Source organism: Bradyrhizobium sp. HKCCYLRH3097 (assembly GCF_051167875.1).
GTDB lineage: Bacteria > Pseudomonadota > Alphaproteobacteria > Rhizobiales > Xanthobacteraceae > Bradyrhizobium.
In genome coordinates, this window is record NZ_JBNPTX010000010.1 from 159624 (window position 1) to 172888 (window position 13265).

Genomic DNA, 13265 nt, shown 5'->3' on the forward strand with positions numbered 1-13265 from the left:
CGACCGGCCTCACGGCCGTCTGGACATGCGGGCCTGATAGAGGGCGACCGCGTCCTTGAGATCACCCGACGATGTCAAGCGGGCGTTGAGCGCCCGCAGATCCGTCCGTCCCCGCTCCCCCGACGAGACTGAGACCCCCGGCCGCACCACGGGCGGGACAGCCTTCGTCACCGCAGCGTCCTTTGCCCGCATCATCAGGCGATATCGCGCCGCGTCGTACATCATCCGCTGGAACGTGGCGTGGCGCATCAACGGCTCGGTCTGGAACAGCCGGTTGAGTTCGGACGCCGGGATCCCGCTCTCATTTGCCGACGCCACGATCTCTGCGGCAACGGCCTGGCGCATGGCGCGCGGCTCGCTCTTCAGCATGCCCTCGAGCTGGTCGTCCTGCTCCTGCGCGAAGGACTGGAAGCTCCGCTGAGCCAATTCGGCGTGCTGGCGCTGCGCCTCGGCCTGCTGTGCCAGCAACTGATCCGACATCGCGACAGCCGCCTGGATGCGCCCGAACCTTCCGGGATCCTCGCGCGACATCCGTTCGAGCGCGGCGGGGACCTGCTCCGCGGGCATGCCGGCAAATTCAGGAAACTGGCTGAGGAAGCTCGCCTGGGCAATCTGGACGGCCGATGCCAGGCCTTCTCGGTAGGATTGGCGGGCCTGCTCTGCTTCGCCGATCTTCTCCTCGATCGCCTGCAGCACCTGCGGATGCTGCAGGGCTCTCTCCAACTCCGGCGCAAGCCGCGACGAAGCATCGTGCTGCGTCGAGCCGGTCTCGGCAGTGGACTCGGCTTCGCCTGAAGCCGGCTCGAAACCGTCGGGCTCACCATTTGCCGGCGAACCCAAGTGGTCGCTCGAATCGGAATCCGGCGTCCCGCGAGATGCCTCACCCACCTCAGCGGCCCGGACGCGCGCGTGATCACGCGCCGCGCGTTCGAGCGTGACCGACTCGCCGCGATCGACCAGGTTGCCGGCTTCGTCGACATACTCCCGGACCATCACCGGCGGACGGGGATCGGTGCGCTGCTCGGCAGCGTCGCGCAGCGACGCAACGTCGCCGCCGAGCGCCTCGCGCTCCGGCCGCTCCTCCGGATCCGGCATCGGCCGATAGCCGGCATTCTCCAGCTCGAATGCTGCACCCGTCACGAGATGCTCTGATTCATCTGACATTCACGACCACTCCCTCGAGACGCTGCACCGAACTACTTCTTGCCGAACGCGCCGCTGAACGGCTGTAGAAGACTGCCGATGCCGCCGGCGATCTTCGCAAACTGGTCGGCACCGGACATCTCCTGTGTTCCCGTCATGGTGCCGTTGGTCTGCTGACCGAGCTGTGCGATCGGCGTTCCGATCTGCGCCAGCAGTCCGAGCGCCTGCACCGGGATGCCGCGGCGCTGCGCCTCCTCCGCCAACGTGGCATTGGCTCCATAATTCTGCGCATCTAGCGCGGCCTGTGACGCCGTCAGCCCCTGCCCCTGATTGGTGAGGTACTGCTGCTGCATGCCGCCCAGCATGTTGGCCGTCGTGTTGCCGGCACCGTACAACGCATTGGCCGCGCTCAGCTGGTTCTGGACGTCCTGGTTGTACTGAGCCGCGATCACAGGCGCTTCCGCCGCCGCCACGCCGCGGCCATACGCCATCTGGTTGGCGCCGCTGAAATCGCGTCCGGCGGCCGCGAACTGGCCGTTGATGGAGGTGCCGACGTCGTTCTGGAGCTGCGCCAGTTGCGCCGCCAGCGCAGGATTGTTGCCGATCATGCTGCCATTGGCGTAGGGCGTTAGCTGGCCCTGCAACGTCTGCAGATTGGCCTGGGCAGCCGGCGCCTGCGCCTGTGCGTTGCCGCCATTGAGCAGCGACTGCGCATAGGCCCCGATACCGCCGGCATAGGGATTGCCCAACGCCGCATTCTGCTTGAGCGTATCGAGCGCGCCGGTCTCGGCGCTGGTCAGCACGGTATTGTTCAGGCCGTTGCCGACCTGAGACAGGATGTTCTGCAACATCGGCTGCGCCGGCTGCCACGGCTGCGTCTGGGATTGTTGAGTCTGGGTGCTGGATGATTGTCCGCCCATTGGGCACGTTCCTTGATTTGACAATGCTAAGAGTTTGCGCAACTGCAAGATCGCAGTCCTCGAACAAGGCGTCGCCGTGAGCAAGTCTGCGATCCGTCCGGAGGAGGCAGCGGCACACGGAGAGTTCAGTCGTCCTCGTGCAGATCAACGTTACTCAACGCGCGATCTCAAGAAGCGCTTCTGCGGCTTCGATGGTTCTTCGCTTGAACCCGTTTGCGATGCGCGGGTCGGATGACCCTGATCGGCCTGCTGTGCGGCAGCAAGTCTCATGTCCGGATCAAGTCCGGTGCGACTGGCATCTTTTCTCAATGCCGACTGTGAGGTCTGCTGAAATGGCCGTTGGTCCAGAAGATTGTTTCCGAGCAGATAATCAAACAGCCAGTCGCGGATCGGCCTTCCAGGGATGGGTGACGGTGCGGGAACTGGTGCCGGAATAGGAGGAAAACCCGGGCTAGGATTGCCGGGTGCCGGATATTTCAACGATGGCGGCAGGCCCGGCTGTGATGGATCTTCGAACCAGGAGGGCAATCTTGGTGGCGAGCTTGGCGTCCTCGACCCTGGCAGCGGAATACCCTGGAAAGGACGGGTATAATCTCTGCCATCAAGATAACGTCTCCAATCAGGCACACGCAATACTTCTGGCTCGATCCCCTCACGCACTATATTTGGCCAATCACTTGATTTCTCTCTTGGATTTCCCACCATATCTTCATTCCCCGAGGTAAAAAAAAGCGCGCCACGTCAGCGCGCCGTCAACTATCAAGGCTTTTTCGGGTGTCAGAACAGCTCGGCTGACATTTCGGAAATAGCCCTCATGGATCGTAAACAACTCGAGCACGGAGCCGCAATCGCTCGGCAAGAGCCGCAACTTCCTCCTGGCTATCGGGATAGCGTTCGTAAACGATCTTGGTCTTGACTGAACTTTGTTGATAGCGAGGATGCCACGTCCACATCAGACCAGTTGTCTCGGTCGCCCTTTTCCAATCGATATTCCTTAGAGCTCTCCTGATAAATGTACTCTCCGGCGGTTCCTCGAAATTATCATTGACGCGCCGTACGCTCATGAATCCCAGCCTCAGTTCATAGATTGGACCTGGCGTCCGCAGAAGCGGTTTCCCACAGGGGCCGATGTCAAGGCGTGGCAAACCTTCGTCGAGTGCATTCCGAAGACCTAAGCAGAATCCGTCCACCACCAAAGGTCCCCATGCAACCAACGCATCTTTCAGTATAATCGTCATCCCGGAGGCAACCACGATATAACTGGCGCACCCAAGCAAGCAGTAGCTACGAACTACGACGGTCGCATTCCGACCACGTAGGCGCTCCGCAAGCTCCATCATTGCAACGTCGTCACCACCAAAACTGCGGATAACGACTAGTCCGCCGACTTGCAATTCGTCGACGAGCGACAGATCCTGATGGGCATAGAGATGGCCGTCAAAGCAAAGAATCCGCTGATCCGGCGAAAGTGCCAGCGGACCCGCGACTTCGCGAGCGCAGTATTCTGCAGCAGCGCGATAAGGGCTGAAGTCAATCTGCTCGGCACGAGTCGAGTCCATTCTCATCGTGAGTGCCAGCGCCACGAGAGCGGCTTTTGCTCCCGACTGCACAAAGCCTGCTAAGACTCTTGCTGTTTTGGTGCGATCTGCACTTGTCTGATAAAACATGCGTTTTGTCCGGCAACTGCGCAATTTGGGGACGCAACATGCCCTCTGAATTAAAAAGGAACATATCAAGAACATCCTGTCAAGTGCAAAGGTCGCCTTTGCGCGTGCCGGGGGCAGAGCTGATTTTATCCGTGATAGGATCATCTTGTCTGATCAGCGTATGAAAAGCGCTATCGAGACCATCAACGCTGATTGTCACCTCAACTCCTTCTGGATAATCACATGCGTGTGCCGATAGTCGGCGAGCGCGCGCAGCCAGCCTTTACGGCCGTAGATGCGCATGCCGCGACAGCTTTCTGTCTTCGCGTAAGTTTCGATGCCGCCGATCAGCGGGAGCCAACGGTATCGCCCCCTGCCCTCACAGGCGACGATGACGCACACTTTGCCGGCGTCCGTCAGTTCGAGCCGTGTCGTGGCCACCGCATCGATCGCGATTATGTCGCCCTCCTGGCTCAGCGCCAGCCACAACAGCGCGCGGCCGTCGAGAACGTCGCGCTCCACATCGGCGAAGGCAGACAGACCGGTCCGCAGGATCGCCCGCCGCAGCCGCGGCGCGACCTTGGGCCAGATAAGTCCAACCTGACCGGGATCGACGCAGGCGAGTTCAGCCGAGCAATGCATAGAGAAACGTCCGCGCCGCCGCGCTGTTGGCGTGCGTGAGCGTGAACGATCCGTTGGTCACGGCGCTGACATGGATGGTGCCGTTGCCGAGCTCCACCGCGGCGCCGGGGCTCGCCGCCGTCAGAATCGGGGTCGACGCGGCAGAGCAGTTCATGTCGGCAACCACGGTGGTCGCGCCCCCCGGCAATAGGGTGACGCTGCCGACAGCGTTGGATCGCCCGGCGGCGAGCTGCTGCAGCGCCAGGATGATCTTCTTGAGATCGGTCTCGGTGATACCAGGAACATAGGCTGTCATAGCGTGCCGCTCGGGGTGAGGTCAGGCACAACGCCTGCACAGAAGCTCCATGACGCGTCGGCCGGAATCCGGACCTTGAAGCGGGCATAGCGCGTGTCCTTGCGAAGGTCGCAGCGACCCGTCCGCGTGTTGACCGACACCTCTACCCCTGCGGCGGCGGCCGCCGATGGCCTGTCGCGCGAGGAGACCGATCCGAACAGCGTCGTCGCGTCGGTGACCGGCCGAAAGCCACGGATCATGATCCGGCTGTCGTCGGTGCCCTGCTCTGCGCTCTCCATCGTCGCCTCGAGATTGTTGCCACGGAAGAAGCCCAGCACATGATTTGCGGAGAACTGCGCGATCTCCGGCTGGACGGCCGTCGCGTAGGCGTCGAGGCTCAAGGTCATCGCGTCGATCGACGACGAGATGCTGTCGAGATTCTCGAGCGTGAGGCCCGTCTGCGACATGCCGAGCAGGTATTCGCCGGTTGCCGCGATCGAAAAGAAGCGGTCGAGCAGGAAATCGTAGCCCAACAGCTTGTCATAGGTGCCGATCGCGCCGGAAATCGACCTGTAGGACCAGAACACCCGCGTCGAGCGCGGATCTGCCGCCCCGATCAGCAATTGCAGATTGCCCTTGTCGAGATCGGCAAGGAATGTGCGGTCGACCTTCTCGCGGCCGATCGGCTGCGGCAGGCCGCCGGGCTCGATCTTGTGAAAGCCCTGGCCGGCATAGAAGAAGATCCGCTCGCCGGCACGGATGATCGAGTACGGCGCATAGAGACCCTTGTCCTGGGTGATGCGATCGATCTGGAAGATGATCGGCGATCCCGGGACGTAGGACATGCGCCGGATCGCCTGATCCTGGAAGATGATCCCGGCTTCCCCGCCGGCAACGCCGCGGACGATGCCGCCGTCCGGAAAGTCCTGATGATCGGACCCTGCCGTCAGGCCATCCCAGGACGTCGCCGAATTGAAGTTGTTGAGACCCGACCATTGGATGCGATAGGGCGTCGACAGCAGGCCGGAGAGCACCAGGAAGCGTCCGACCACGCTGATATAGGCGGCCTGCGGCGGCGAGCCCAGGGCATTGTCGAACGCGGTCGACGACGTCAGATCGAACACCTGCAGTAGCGCATTCGCCTGCGTGGCGAACACGAGATTGCCGGTCTGTGCGAACTGCCACTGCGCTGCCGCGGAGAGCTGCGAATAGCTGGCGCCGCCCCTCGAGACATCCAGCCAGGTGAAGTCCGTGTTGTTGAGGCGGTAGAGCTTCGTCGCGGTCGCGGCGAATGTCACGACGGTGCCGTCCGATTTCAAGGCGTAGAACGCACCGCGGCACGGGTCAGGCAGAGCGGATGTGTAGGCCGAGAAGGACGGAAAGGGGCCATAGCCGTCGCCACGCGGCACGACGTTCTGGATGTTCCGGGTAGCCTGACCTTCGTAGTCGCTCACGTCGGGCCGATATTCGCCAAAGGCAAGAAGAGGCATGTCACCTCCAATCATCGATTGCCGCCGGCGGACCTCCGCCGCGGTCAAGAGGAAACAGAAAAGATCGACAACGTCGATGGTGCCCGGGCCTTCAAACGGCCGCGCGCATCAGGCTCGAACAGATGATGGCCACGACGAGGACATCAATCGCTCGTCCAGGGCGGCGTCGATGGAGGCACCGCATTCCACGAAAATGACAATGCCGGGACACCCAGCCAATGGTCGGCTATACTTGGCTGCGGCGACCAGGACTGCTCAGGAGCGTTGCTGCCGCTCCAGCCGATTGTCCCGGTGCCGAGAGGATACCAGGCCTCGAAGCCGCGACCGTAGCCGACGTCGTATCCGACGAGCTGATATGAGGACTTGTCGCCGGTCATTGCGCCGACGAAGGCCGATGATTGGCCGCTGACGATATGAGTCCGCCCCGCGGCCTGCATCTTGCCGACCGTCGTGATGGAGTTCCCCGCCGCGACGAAATCGCCGCGGGCGGCGAAAGCACCGAACGAATACAGGACCGTGGTGCCCGCCGTCAGCCAGCCGTTCTGCGCACTGAGAAGACCGATGCGCGCAACCGCCGAGCCGCCGGCATAGACGAGCGCCGCGGTGATCTGAGTGAGCGCAGATTGGAAGCTGGTTGTTCGACCTGCAAGCGTGACGGCGGCCGGACTCGCGAGGAAGATCGTATTCGTTGCGGAGCCGCGCGGGAGTTGCGCGATCGCCAGACTACCGACGGCGTCGAATCCGAGCAGTGACATCAGTAGTACTCGTCGATGATGATGATGCCGGAGCCACCGGCGCCGCCAGTCGTGCCGTTCGCCCCCGCAGAACCGCCGCTGCCCGCTGCGCCGACCGAATACGCGTATGTCGCGGCCGGAGCAGCAATGTACTTCTCCACGTACCCTCCGGCGCCACCGCCGGCAGCACCGCGCCCGCCCGAACCGCCGTCAGTGCCTCCGCCTCCTCCGCCGCCGCTGCCGCTATTTGTCGCCGCGGCACTTCCTGCAGAGCCAATCCATCCGCCTGCTCCGCAGCCGCCGAATGCAGAGTTGGCGCCATTCCTTCCTTGAAGCGCCGCGCCTGTCGAACCGCCCGCACCATCGGTCGGCGTGCTGTGACTCCCTCTGATATTGAGATCACCGCCCGCCGCACCGCCACCACTCGCGTAAGCGTTGCCGTACGGGCCGCCGTTTGCTCCTCCCGAGGCGGTCAGGAACGACGAGCCGAACGTTGTGTCGCCGCCGACACCGCCAAATGTCGCTCCCGTCGTGCCACCGCCACCCCCACCGCCCCCGCCGCCAACCATCCGGACCAGCAGCGCCTTGCATCCGGCTTTGAGGGTGTAGGTGCCGGATCCTGACGTCAGGACGGAGCGCGTCCAGTTGCCGGGGCCTGCAGCCGCGGCGATATTGCTCCGCGCCTGCGCCTGCTGCGTGCTGGTGAAGACGTTGGCCTCCTCGATCGAAACGAGATCCTCCTTCAGCGCGACGATCGCGACTTGCGGCGCAGCGGAAAAATTGACCTTCGCCGTCGTGCCGGCCGAGGTGAACAGGATCGTCGTCCGAGCCAATGTGCCGGTCGACGAGGCGTAGGCGCCCTCGCCAACTTCCCATTGCGTCAGGTCGGCACTCTCGGCCCTGTATTTGTACAGCCGGCCATTGACCGCGCCGGCCGCGGCCGGGCTCTGATAGCCCTGGACGGCGGCGGCATAGGTCCAGTCCGTCGTGCCGCCGGTTGTGGGCAGGAACCTGCAGATGTCGAGAAAAGCTGCCATGTCAGGTGATCGTCAGGATGCCGTTCACCTGGTCGAGGTCGACCGTGAACGTGTTGCCGTTGGTCAGGGTGACGGAGGTGCCGTAGTCCCACCAGCCGATCAGCGGCTTGGTGGCCGATGTCGCGTTGTAGAGTACGGCGTACTGAAAGGGCCCGATCGAGCCGCCGGCCGCGGTCCACGACGGGTCGCTGCCGCCGATGAATCGGAAGGTGCCGGAGGTCTGCCCGCCGGTGATCGTGCCGATCGAGACGCCACCTGCCGTGTAGCCATTCCCGGTCGTCAGGTCGGCGGGCGTGTTGTAGACCGTATTGGTCGCGACCGGCGCCGTGCTGGTGAGATAGATCCTGTAGACATGCGACGTTCCCGTGAGCATGTCGTGCAGGGCATGCGCGACGTCCTGGACGAAGCAATTGAACTTGTTGAAGGCAGCCATGTGATCCTCTGTGTTGGACGGTGTCTCAGACGGCCTGGCCGGAGAGCCGCATCGTCATCGGACCGGCGTTGAAGGTCGACGTCAGGCCGAGAGCATTGAGATCGGCGAGAGCGCTGGTGAAGCCGAGGCCCCAGGTCTGAATCCGTCCGTCCTCTTTGAGATACGGCGCCGACTCCAGCAGAGCGCCGTAGAGATAGAGATCGGGTGCCAGCGTGAGCAGCCAGTTCGAATCGTTCGATGCCAGCGGCGGGATGGTCCGTCGGTAGACCATCTCGATCGTGTAGGCCGCGTCAGGCCGCGGCGCGAGCTCGATCTGGTCGCCGAAGACCGAGAAGTAGCGCGGCTGGCCCGCGACGTCCGAGACACGAAAGCGATACTCGTCGAGTTGCACGCCGGACCTGAACTCCAGCGCAGGCTGGCCGCGCACGCTGGTCAGCCGTATCCGCCGCATCGACTGAAAGTCGGACGGCAACGCGATGAACTCCGGCTCGCTGGCGCCGAGATCGACGACCGCAATCGCCCGCTGTTCCATCTGCCGCACGAACAGCTGCCGGTTGAACTTGGCCTCGGCCAGCTGGATGAAGCTCGGTATCCGAGCTACCAAGGTGGTGTCCTGGTCGCGCGCCAGGTATTCGGTCACTGCGGACTGCAACGATGAATAGTTCGAGATCAACGGCATGACGGCTTCGCCCTCCATCCGCTCAGCAGCGCAGGCGTGTCGGTGCGCAGATAGGCCCAATCGGGATCATTCAGCTTCGTCTGCACGATCGCGTCGAACTCGGGCGTGAACAGGCGAAGCCGGGTGTTGCCCCTGGCATATTCCTCGTTCAGCCATTTGACGTAGATGACGTTCGGAATGCGCGCGACGTGGCGGCCCCAGTCGCTGTGCTGCTCGTCGCGGCGCGCTTCGCTGTTCCAGTCCAGGATGGGCGCGACATCCTGGAGATGCTCGATCACGAGACCGGAGCCATCGCGGTCGAGATGCGGGCGAATGGTCAGCCCATCCATCACGACAGCTCCGTGATCCACAGCGTGCCGGCCGTCGCCGTGACCAGGCCGTTGCTGGCGGCCTTGATGGCCGCGATGTTCTGTCCGGGAGTGACGGTGACGTATTCGACCACGTTGGCGGGGAGAAAGACGTCGGCCGTGGTCGCCGTCTGGGCGCCGTCGCCGATCCGGTAGCAGCAGGCCGAGCTCGCGGCGAGTCGAAGCTGGAACGTGCCCGGACCGAACTTGTTGGTGGCCCCGACGCTGCCATCAAAGGCGATGGTCTGCGTGCCGCCGATCCGGGATGATGGCTGTTTGGGAAAGAACGACATCTCAGGCTCCCCTGACTGCAAGCGAAAAATACATCGGCACTGATGTGCCCGACGCACCGGAGGGTGTCAGTGCAACGACATCGTCTTCGTTGAGGTAGACCGGCGACGCCGGCACCACCGAGAACAGCTGCCCCGCCGCGGAGCCTGATTGCGGCACCGTGAAGCTTGCGACCGACGTCCCGTTCACCGTCACGGTGACGGTGCCGTCGGCCGTGGTGATGGCACCGCCGAGAATGCCGGCCACCTTGAGCAGCCGGCCGCGGAAGGGCGCACGGACATAGGCGGCGACGGGACTCGCGCCGCAGGAAGGCGTGTAGGCCGTCAGATCGGCCGTGTTCAGGGGACGATTGCCGGGAAGCGGCATGAATGAACCTCCAAAAGAAACAGGCGGCCCGAGAGCCGCCTGCGGGTCAGGGTGGTGAAAGATCGGACTATGCGGTGGTGTTGTCGAAGATGCCGCCGCTGGCCTTCTCGTTGCGCGCGACCAGCGCGTATTCGGCGAGGATCTGGCGCCGGTCGGAATCGCCGGTCTTGGCGAGCGGGATGGAGATCATGTTGCGGCCGTTGAGATAGGCCACGGCCCACTTGTCCATTTCGAGCACGAGCACGTCACGCGGCCGCTGGAAGCGGCTGGCGACCACCTTGAGCTTGCCGAAATCGGATTCGTAGGCATCGACCGAGGCGACGATCTTCTTCGATTTGGCCTCTTCGATCGCGGTCGAGCGGCCGGTGAAGGTCGAGAACACCTGCTTGTTGAACGCACCGGTCAGGATCGTGCCCGGCTTGCCGCCGTTGATCCAGATCGACGACAGCACCGTCTTCAGCCGCGCCTCGGTGAAGGCGATCTGAGTGCCGTCGGTGCGCGTGCCCGAGCCGTCGGCCGCGGCCGGATCGGCCGCGCCGCCGGCGCTGCCCTTCGACGTGTTGGAGACGATCCATGACAGGATCGAAGCCGTCTTGCGCGGCGTCGTCGTGTTGCCGATCAGCTTGGCCTGGTTCGTACCGCAAAGAATGGTCTCGAGATCGCGCTTGAGCTCGAGGCCCTTCAGCATTTCCTGATAGGCGAGCTCGTTGTCGCGGCCGGCATGGTCGACCGCCTGCTGGGTGCCGGAGACGCGCGCGACCTTGTAGGAGATCTGGCACTGGTTGCCGAGGCGAACAGTCGGCGTGGTCACGTTGGTGTTGGGGTCGTCGCCTTCGAGCTGGGCGTTGCTGCCATCCGCCGGCGCCAGCGCCTGGGTCTGCCATTCGTGATTGACGGCCGTCGCCTTTTCCTTGTCGACGCCGCTCATGAACGGCGTGTCGACCGGGTCGATGCGATAGATCATATCGCTGAGATCTTCGCGGTTGCCGACCGCCTGGTAGGTGACGAAAGTGGACGTGGGTGTGGTCATCGATGATCCCTCGTGTTGCTTGCACGGCGCGCGGCCTTCGCCGAGATCGTGCCGCCGCTTGGAGGTCACGACCGTGCGTTGCGCCGATCGACGCTGCGCAGTTCTGAAGATGGTCTGAGGCGTTCAGGTCCCGCCGGCACGATGGCGCGAGAGATCACTCTCGGTTCGGCTCATACGAGATACCGATGCCGTGGCGCCCGTTGCGAACGGGGTCGGCAGGACCGACTGTCATGACCTCACCTCGTTTGGCGCGGTGACGTTCAACAGCATGGTCCATGTGTCGAGAGCCGGACGACGTGATGGCTCACGAAAAAGCCCGCGGCGGTGTGTCCGGCGCGGGCTCGTGTAAGTCCTGTGATGTTGCCTTTATGACGGTGATTTGCCCGACGTGTCAATGGGTGATCGTTGCGAGCTGTATTCTTGTTGATCAGTTGATCGCCGCCTGATCCGATCATGGATCAGCTGCCCGATACGATGCCGTGCGACGAGCGCGTCGAACTCGTCCTGACTTTCGGGATAGGCTTCGTAGATGATCTTCGCCTTGAAGAAGATGTTGTACCTGGGGTTGAGGCTCCAAGCGATCTTCGGATCGACACCGAACTGATCGTAGGGATTCCTGACTACCCAGCCTCGAAACATACGATCCGCTTGTCAGGGCCCTGGGCCAGTGGGCGGTGCAACGGTCCACGGCAATAAATCACGGCGAGATGATAAAGGTCCCAGGCGCCGTCTCGTTGCTGCGCGTCGCCGCTTCCTGCAACAATGGCAACGCCCAGGACCAAGGCCAGTGCGAGCGACCGGCGTGCGATCGCCAAGATGCCAGAGCGCGATTGCATCCGACATCGCCCCTCGATTTCACCTTCGGGACGATCGATCGTCGGGATTGGCAGCCATGAGCTCGGCCAGCAAGCCGAGCAGACCGCCGCCTCGGGTCTGTTCGCCGTAGCTGGGCGCCTGCGACGAAGCGCCGAGGCCGAACAGAACAGCCGGCCCCCTGGGGCGCGAGGCCAACGCGCCTGAGCCTCGTCCGGCTACGCCGCTTGCTCCCGACGCGTCGCCAAGCGCGGCATGCGCCATCAGTGCTTTCAGGGCCGATGACGAAGCAGGCCAGGCCCACGGAGAGAACATCGATTCAGGCAATGACGACTGTGGATCAAGTGAGCGCGGCGTCTCCCTTCGATAGTTCGGCAGCCAAGGCGAATTGGTGGGATTGTCCCCGGCCGGATCATCGCCGGGAAGATAGCGGGGCGGCCGGTTTCGAGCGAGGTCCTCGACACTTGGTACAGTCCACTGCTGGCGGTACCCTCGCAACTGGCCTGAATAGTTGGGATCCGACACAATCGGCATGGAGTCTAATGCAGCTCTATCCCTCATTTTGGACACTCCTGACAATGCTATCGCGTTGTTGATCAGATCGGATGCGCTGATGATCATGGATCATAGATCACGTCGCGCGCGCCGAAATGATTGGCCAATGCCGTCGCTTCCTCCTGCGATTGCGGGTAGGCCTCGTAGATGATTTCAGCCTTGAAAAGGCGCTTGAGCGATGTCGGGCTCAACATCCATCCAATGGCTGGAAATCGCCCCGTCTGATCGTAGAGCCCCTTCAGGCGCTTTCGGACATATTCGCTGTCGGGCAGCGGTTCGAAATGGAATTGATCGATGACCCTGTCCTGATAGAAGCGCCCGAACTCCGGATAGTCGCTCGCAAAGGTGAGACGCCATTCATCACCTTTCGGACACTCCGCGCGCCAAAGCTTCGGGATGCTGGAATCGCGCGGCTGACGAAACGTGACCCTGCAATCTTCCAAAGCCTGCTGCCATTGTACGATCGTATTCTTCACGACGTAGGTTCTTGCCGAAGCCACGAAGTAATACGCGGAGCAAGAGAGAGCGCAGACGTCGAAAACCACCACCGTCGCATTGCGGCTGCGCAGCAGGTCGGAGACGCTCATCGCCGTCGCGCGCCTTCCACCATAGCCGCGCACGACGAAGAGCCCGTTCTCGGCGATCTGGCTCACGATAGACGGGTCGACGTCGGCGCCGTACGGATCGCCGAAGCAGACGATCGTCCGGTCGGGGCTGATCGCCGTGGGCCGCGGCACGTCGCCGCGACAGTAATCCACCGCGCGATGATAAGCCTCGGGGTCCGGCTTGACCTGCTGGGCTTCCAGATGGTGCGGGACAATGAGAACGAGCACGGCGAAGCTCGTGAACAGCCCGCGGCTTACGA

General features: G+C 63.0%; 16 protein-coding genes. All 16 read right to left on the bottom strand.

All coding sequences use genetic code 11. From position 1 onward, the window contains the following. Nucleotides 1–9: 9 nt before the first annotated feature. The gene (locus ACQR0U_RS23145; protein WP_434844934.1) at nt 10–1095 is read right to left on the bottom strand and encodes a hypothetical protein; all 1086 of its coding nucleotides are present in this window, start codon (nt 1093–1095) and stop codon (nt 10–12) included. 101 nt (nt 1096–1196) lie between these two features. After that, nucleotides 1197–2063, bottom strand: a complete 867-nt coding sequence (locus ACQR0U_RS23150) for a tail fiber domain-containing protein (RefSeq protein ID WP_434872269.1) — start codon at nt 2061–2063, stop codon at nt 1197–1199. 812 nt (nt 2064–2875) lie between these two features. Next, nucleotides 2876–3730, bottom strand: a complete 855-nt coding sequence (locus ACQR0U_RS23155; protein ID WP_315739058.1) for a hypothetical protein — start codon at nt 3728–3730, stop codon at nt 2876–2878. A gap of 195 nt (nt 3731–3925) precedes the next feature. Then, entirely contained in the window at nt 3926–4351 is a 426-nt protein-coding gene (locus ACQR0U_RS23160) for a hypothetical protein (RefSeq protein WP_315739059.1), read from the bottom strand. Beyond that, complete coding sequence (locus ACQR0U_RS23165; protein WP_316180235.1) at nt 4335–4646, bottom strand: hypothetical protein; 312 nt, start codon at nt 4644–4646, stop codon at nt 4335–4337. The genes ACQR0U_RS23160 and ACQR0U_RS23165 overlap by 17 nt, the downstream gene beginning before the upstream one ends. Then, the gene (locus ACQR0U_RS23170) at nt 4643–6115 is read right to left on the bottom strand and encodes a hypothetical protein (protein WP_434844931.1); all 1473 of its coding nucleotides are present in this window, start codon (nt 6113–6115) and stop codon (nt 4643–4645) included. Before ACQR0U_RS23170 ends, ACQR0U_RS23165 begins: the two co-directional genes overlap by 4 nt. A 143-nt stretch (nt 6116–6258) precedes the next feature. Continuing rightward, nucleotides 6259–6870: a hypothetical protein gene (locus ACQR0U_RS23175; RefSeq protein WP_434844930.1), complete on the bottom strand. Its 612-nt coding sequence runs from the start codon at nt 6868–6870 to the stop codon at nt 6259–6261. Further along, nucleotides 6870–7886, bottom strand: a complete 1017-nt coding sequence (locus ACQR0U_RS23180; RefSeq protein ID WP_434872270.1) for a hypothetical protein — start codon at nt 7884–7886, stop codon at nt 6870–6872. The genes ACQR0U_RS23175 and ACQR0U_RS23180 overlap by 1 nt, the downstream gene beginning before the upstream one ends. Before the next feature lies 1 nt (nt 7887). Further along, nucleotides 7888–8319 carry a hypothetical protein gene (locus ACQR0U_RS23185; protein WP_434872271.1) on the bottom strand — a complete coding sequence of 144 codons (432 nt, stop codon included), beginning with the start codon at nt 8317–8319 and terminating at the stop codon, nt 7888–7890. 25 nt (nt 8320–8344) lie between these two features. Beyond that, nucleotides 8345–8998: a phage adaptor protein gene (locus tag ACQR0U_RS23190; RefSeq protein WP_434872272.1), complete on the bottom strand. Its 654-nt coding sequence runs from the start codon at nt 8996–8998 to the stop codon at nt 8345–8347. Beyond that, the gene (locus ACQR0U_RS23195) at nt 8989–9327 is read right to left on the bottom strand and encodes a hypothetical protein (protein WP_434872273.1); all 339 of its coding nucleotides are present in this window, start codon (nt 9325–9327) and stop codon (nt 8989–8991) included. Before ACQR0U_RS23195 ends, ACQR0U_RS23190 begins: the two co-directional genes overlap by 10 nt. Beyond that, complete coding sequence (locus tag ACQR0U_RS23200; RefSeq protein ID WP_434872274.1) at nt 9327–9638, bottom strand: hypothetical protein; 312 nt, start codon at nt 9636–9638, stop codon at nt 9327–9329. Before ACQR0U_RS23200 ends, ACQR0U_RS23195 begins: the two co-directional genes overlap by 1 nt. 1 nt (nt 9639) lies before the next feature. Continuing rightward, nucleotides 9640–10002 (bottom strand): hypothetical protein, encoded by a 363-nt coding sequence (locus ACQR0U_RS23205; RefSeq protein WP_434872275.1) that lies wholly within the window; start codon nt 10000–10002, stop codon nt 9640–9642. Nucleotides 10003–10069: 67 nt separating this feature from the next. After that, a complete protein-coding gene (locus ACQR0U_RS23210) occupies nt 10070–11032 on the bottom strand; it encodes a DUF5309 domain-containing protein (RefSeq protein WP_434844923.1) in 963 nt (320 codons plus the stop codon). An 855-nt stretch (nt 11033–11887) separates the two neighbouring features. Next, the gene (locus ACQR0U_RS23215; protein WP_434844921.1) at nt 11888–12466 is read right to left on the bottom strand and encodes a hypothetical protein; all 579 of its coding nucleotides are present in this window, start codon (nt 12464–12466) and stop codon (nt 11888–11890) included. Beyond that, nucleotides 12463–13233, bottom strand: coding sequence for a hypothetical protein (locus tag ACQR0U_RS23220; RefSeq protein WP_434844920.1), 771 nt, complete (start codon nt 13231–13233; stop codon nt 12463–12465). The genes ACQR0U_RS23215 and ACQR0U_RS23220 overlap by 4 nt, the downstream gene beginning before the upstream one ends. Nucleotides 13234–13265: the final 32 nt, after the last annotated feature.

Bases quoted from the DNA above. Each gene is read 5' to 3' on its own strand.
- ACQR0U_RS23185 (WP_434872271.1), bottom strand. From the start codon at position 8,319: ATGGCTGCCTTCAACAAGTTCAATTGCTTCGTCCAGGACGTCGCGCAT.
- ACQR0U_RS23145 (WP_434844934.1), bottom strand. From the start codon at position 1,095: ATGCCGGATCCGGAGGAGCGGCCGGAGCGCGAGGCGCTCGGCGGCGAC.
- ACQR0U_RS23215 (WP_434844921.1), bottom strand. From the start codon at position 12,466: ATGATCATCAGCGCATCCGATCTGATCAACAACGCGATAGCATTGTCA.
- ACQR0U_RS23165 (WP_316180235.1), bottom strand. From the start codon at position 4,646: ATGACAGCCTATGTTCCTGGTATCACCGAGACCGATCTCAAGAAGATC.
- ACQR0U_RS23160 (WP_315739059.1), bottom strand. From the start codon at position 4,351: ATGCATTGCTCGGCTGAACTCGCCTGCGTCGATCCCGGTCAGGTTGGA.
- ACQR0U_RS23150 (WP_434872269.1), bottom strand. From the start codon at position 2,063: ATGGGCGGACAATCATCCAGCACCCAGACTCAACAATCCCAGACGCAG.
- ACQR0U_RS23180 (WP_434872270.1), bottom strand. From the start codon at position 7,886: ATGGCAGCTTTTCTCGACATCTGCAGGTTCCTGCCCACAACCGGCGGC.
- ACQR0U_RS23170 (WP_434844931.1), bottom strand. From the start codon at position 6,115: ATGCCTCTTCTTGCCTTTGGCGAATATCGGCCCGACGTGAGCGACTAC.
- ACQR0U_RS23200 (WP_434872274.1), bottom strand. From the start codon at position 9,638: ATGTCGTTCTTTCCCAAACAGCCATCATCCCGGATCGGCGGCACGCAG.
- ACQR0U_RS23195 (WP_434872273.1), bottom strand. From the start codon at position 9,327: ATGGATGGGCTGACCATTCGCCCGCATCTCGACCGCGATGGCTCCGGT.
- ACQR0U_RS23190 (WP_434872272.1), bottom strand. From the start codon at position 8,998: ATGCCGTTGATCTCGAACTATTCATCGTTGCAGTCCGCAGTGACCGAA.
- ACQR0U_RS23155 (WP_315739058.1), bottom strand. From the start codon at position 3,730: ATGTTTTATCAGACAAGTGCAGATCGCACCAAAACAGCAAGAGTCTTA.
- ACQR0U_RS23205 (WP_434872275.1), bottom strand. From the start codon at position 10,002: ATGCCGCTTCCCGGCAATCGTCCCCTGAACACGGCCGATCTGACGGCC.
- ACQR0U_RS23175 (WP_434844930.1), bottom strand. From the start codon at position 6,870: ATGTCACTGCTCGGATTCGACGCCGTCGGTAGTCTGGCGATCGCGCAA.
- ACQR0U_RS23210 (WP_434844923.1), bottom strand. From the start codon at position 11,032: ATGACCACACCCACGTCCACTTTCGTCACCTACCAGGCGGTCGGCAAC.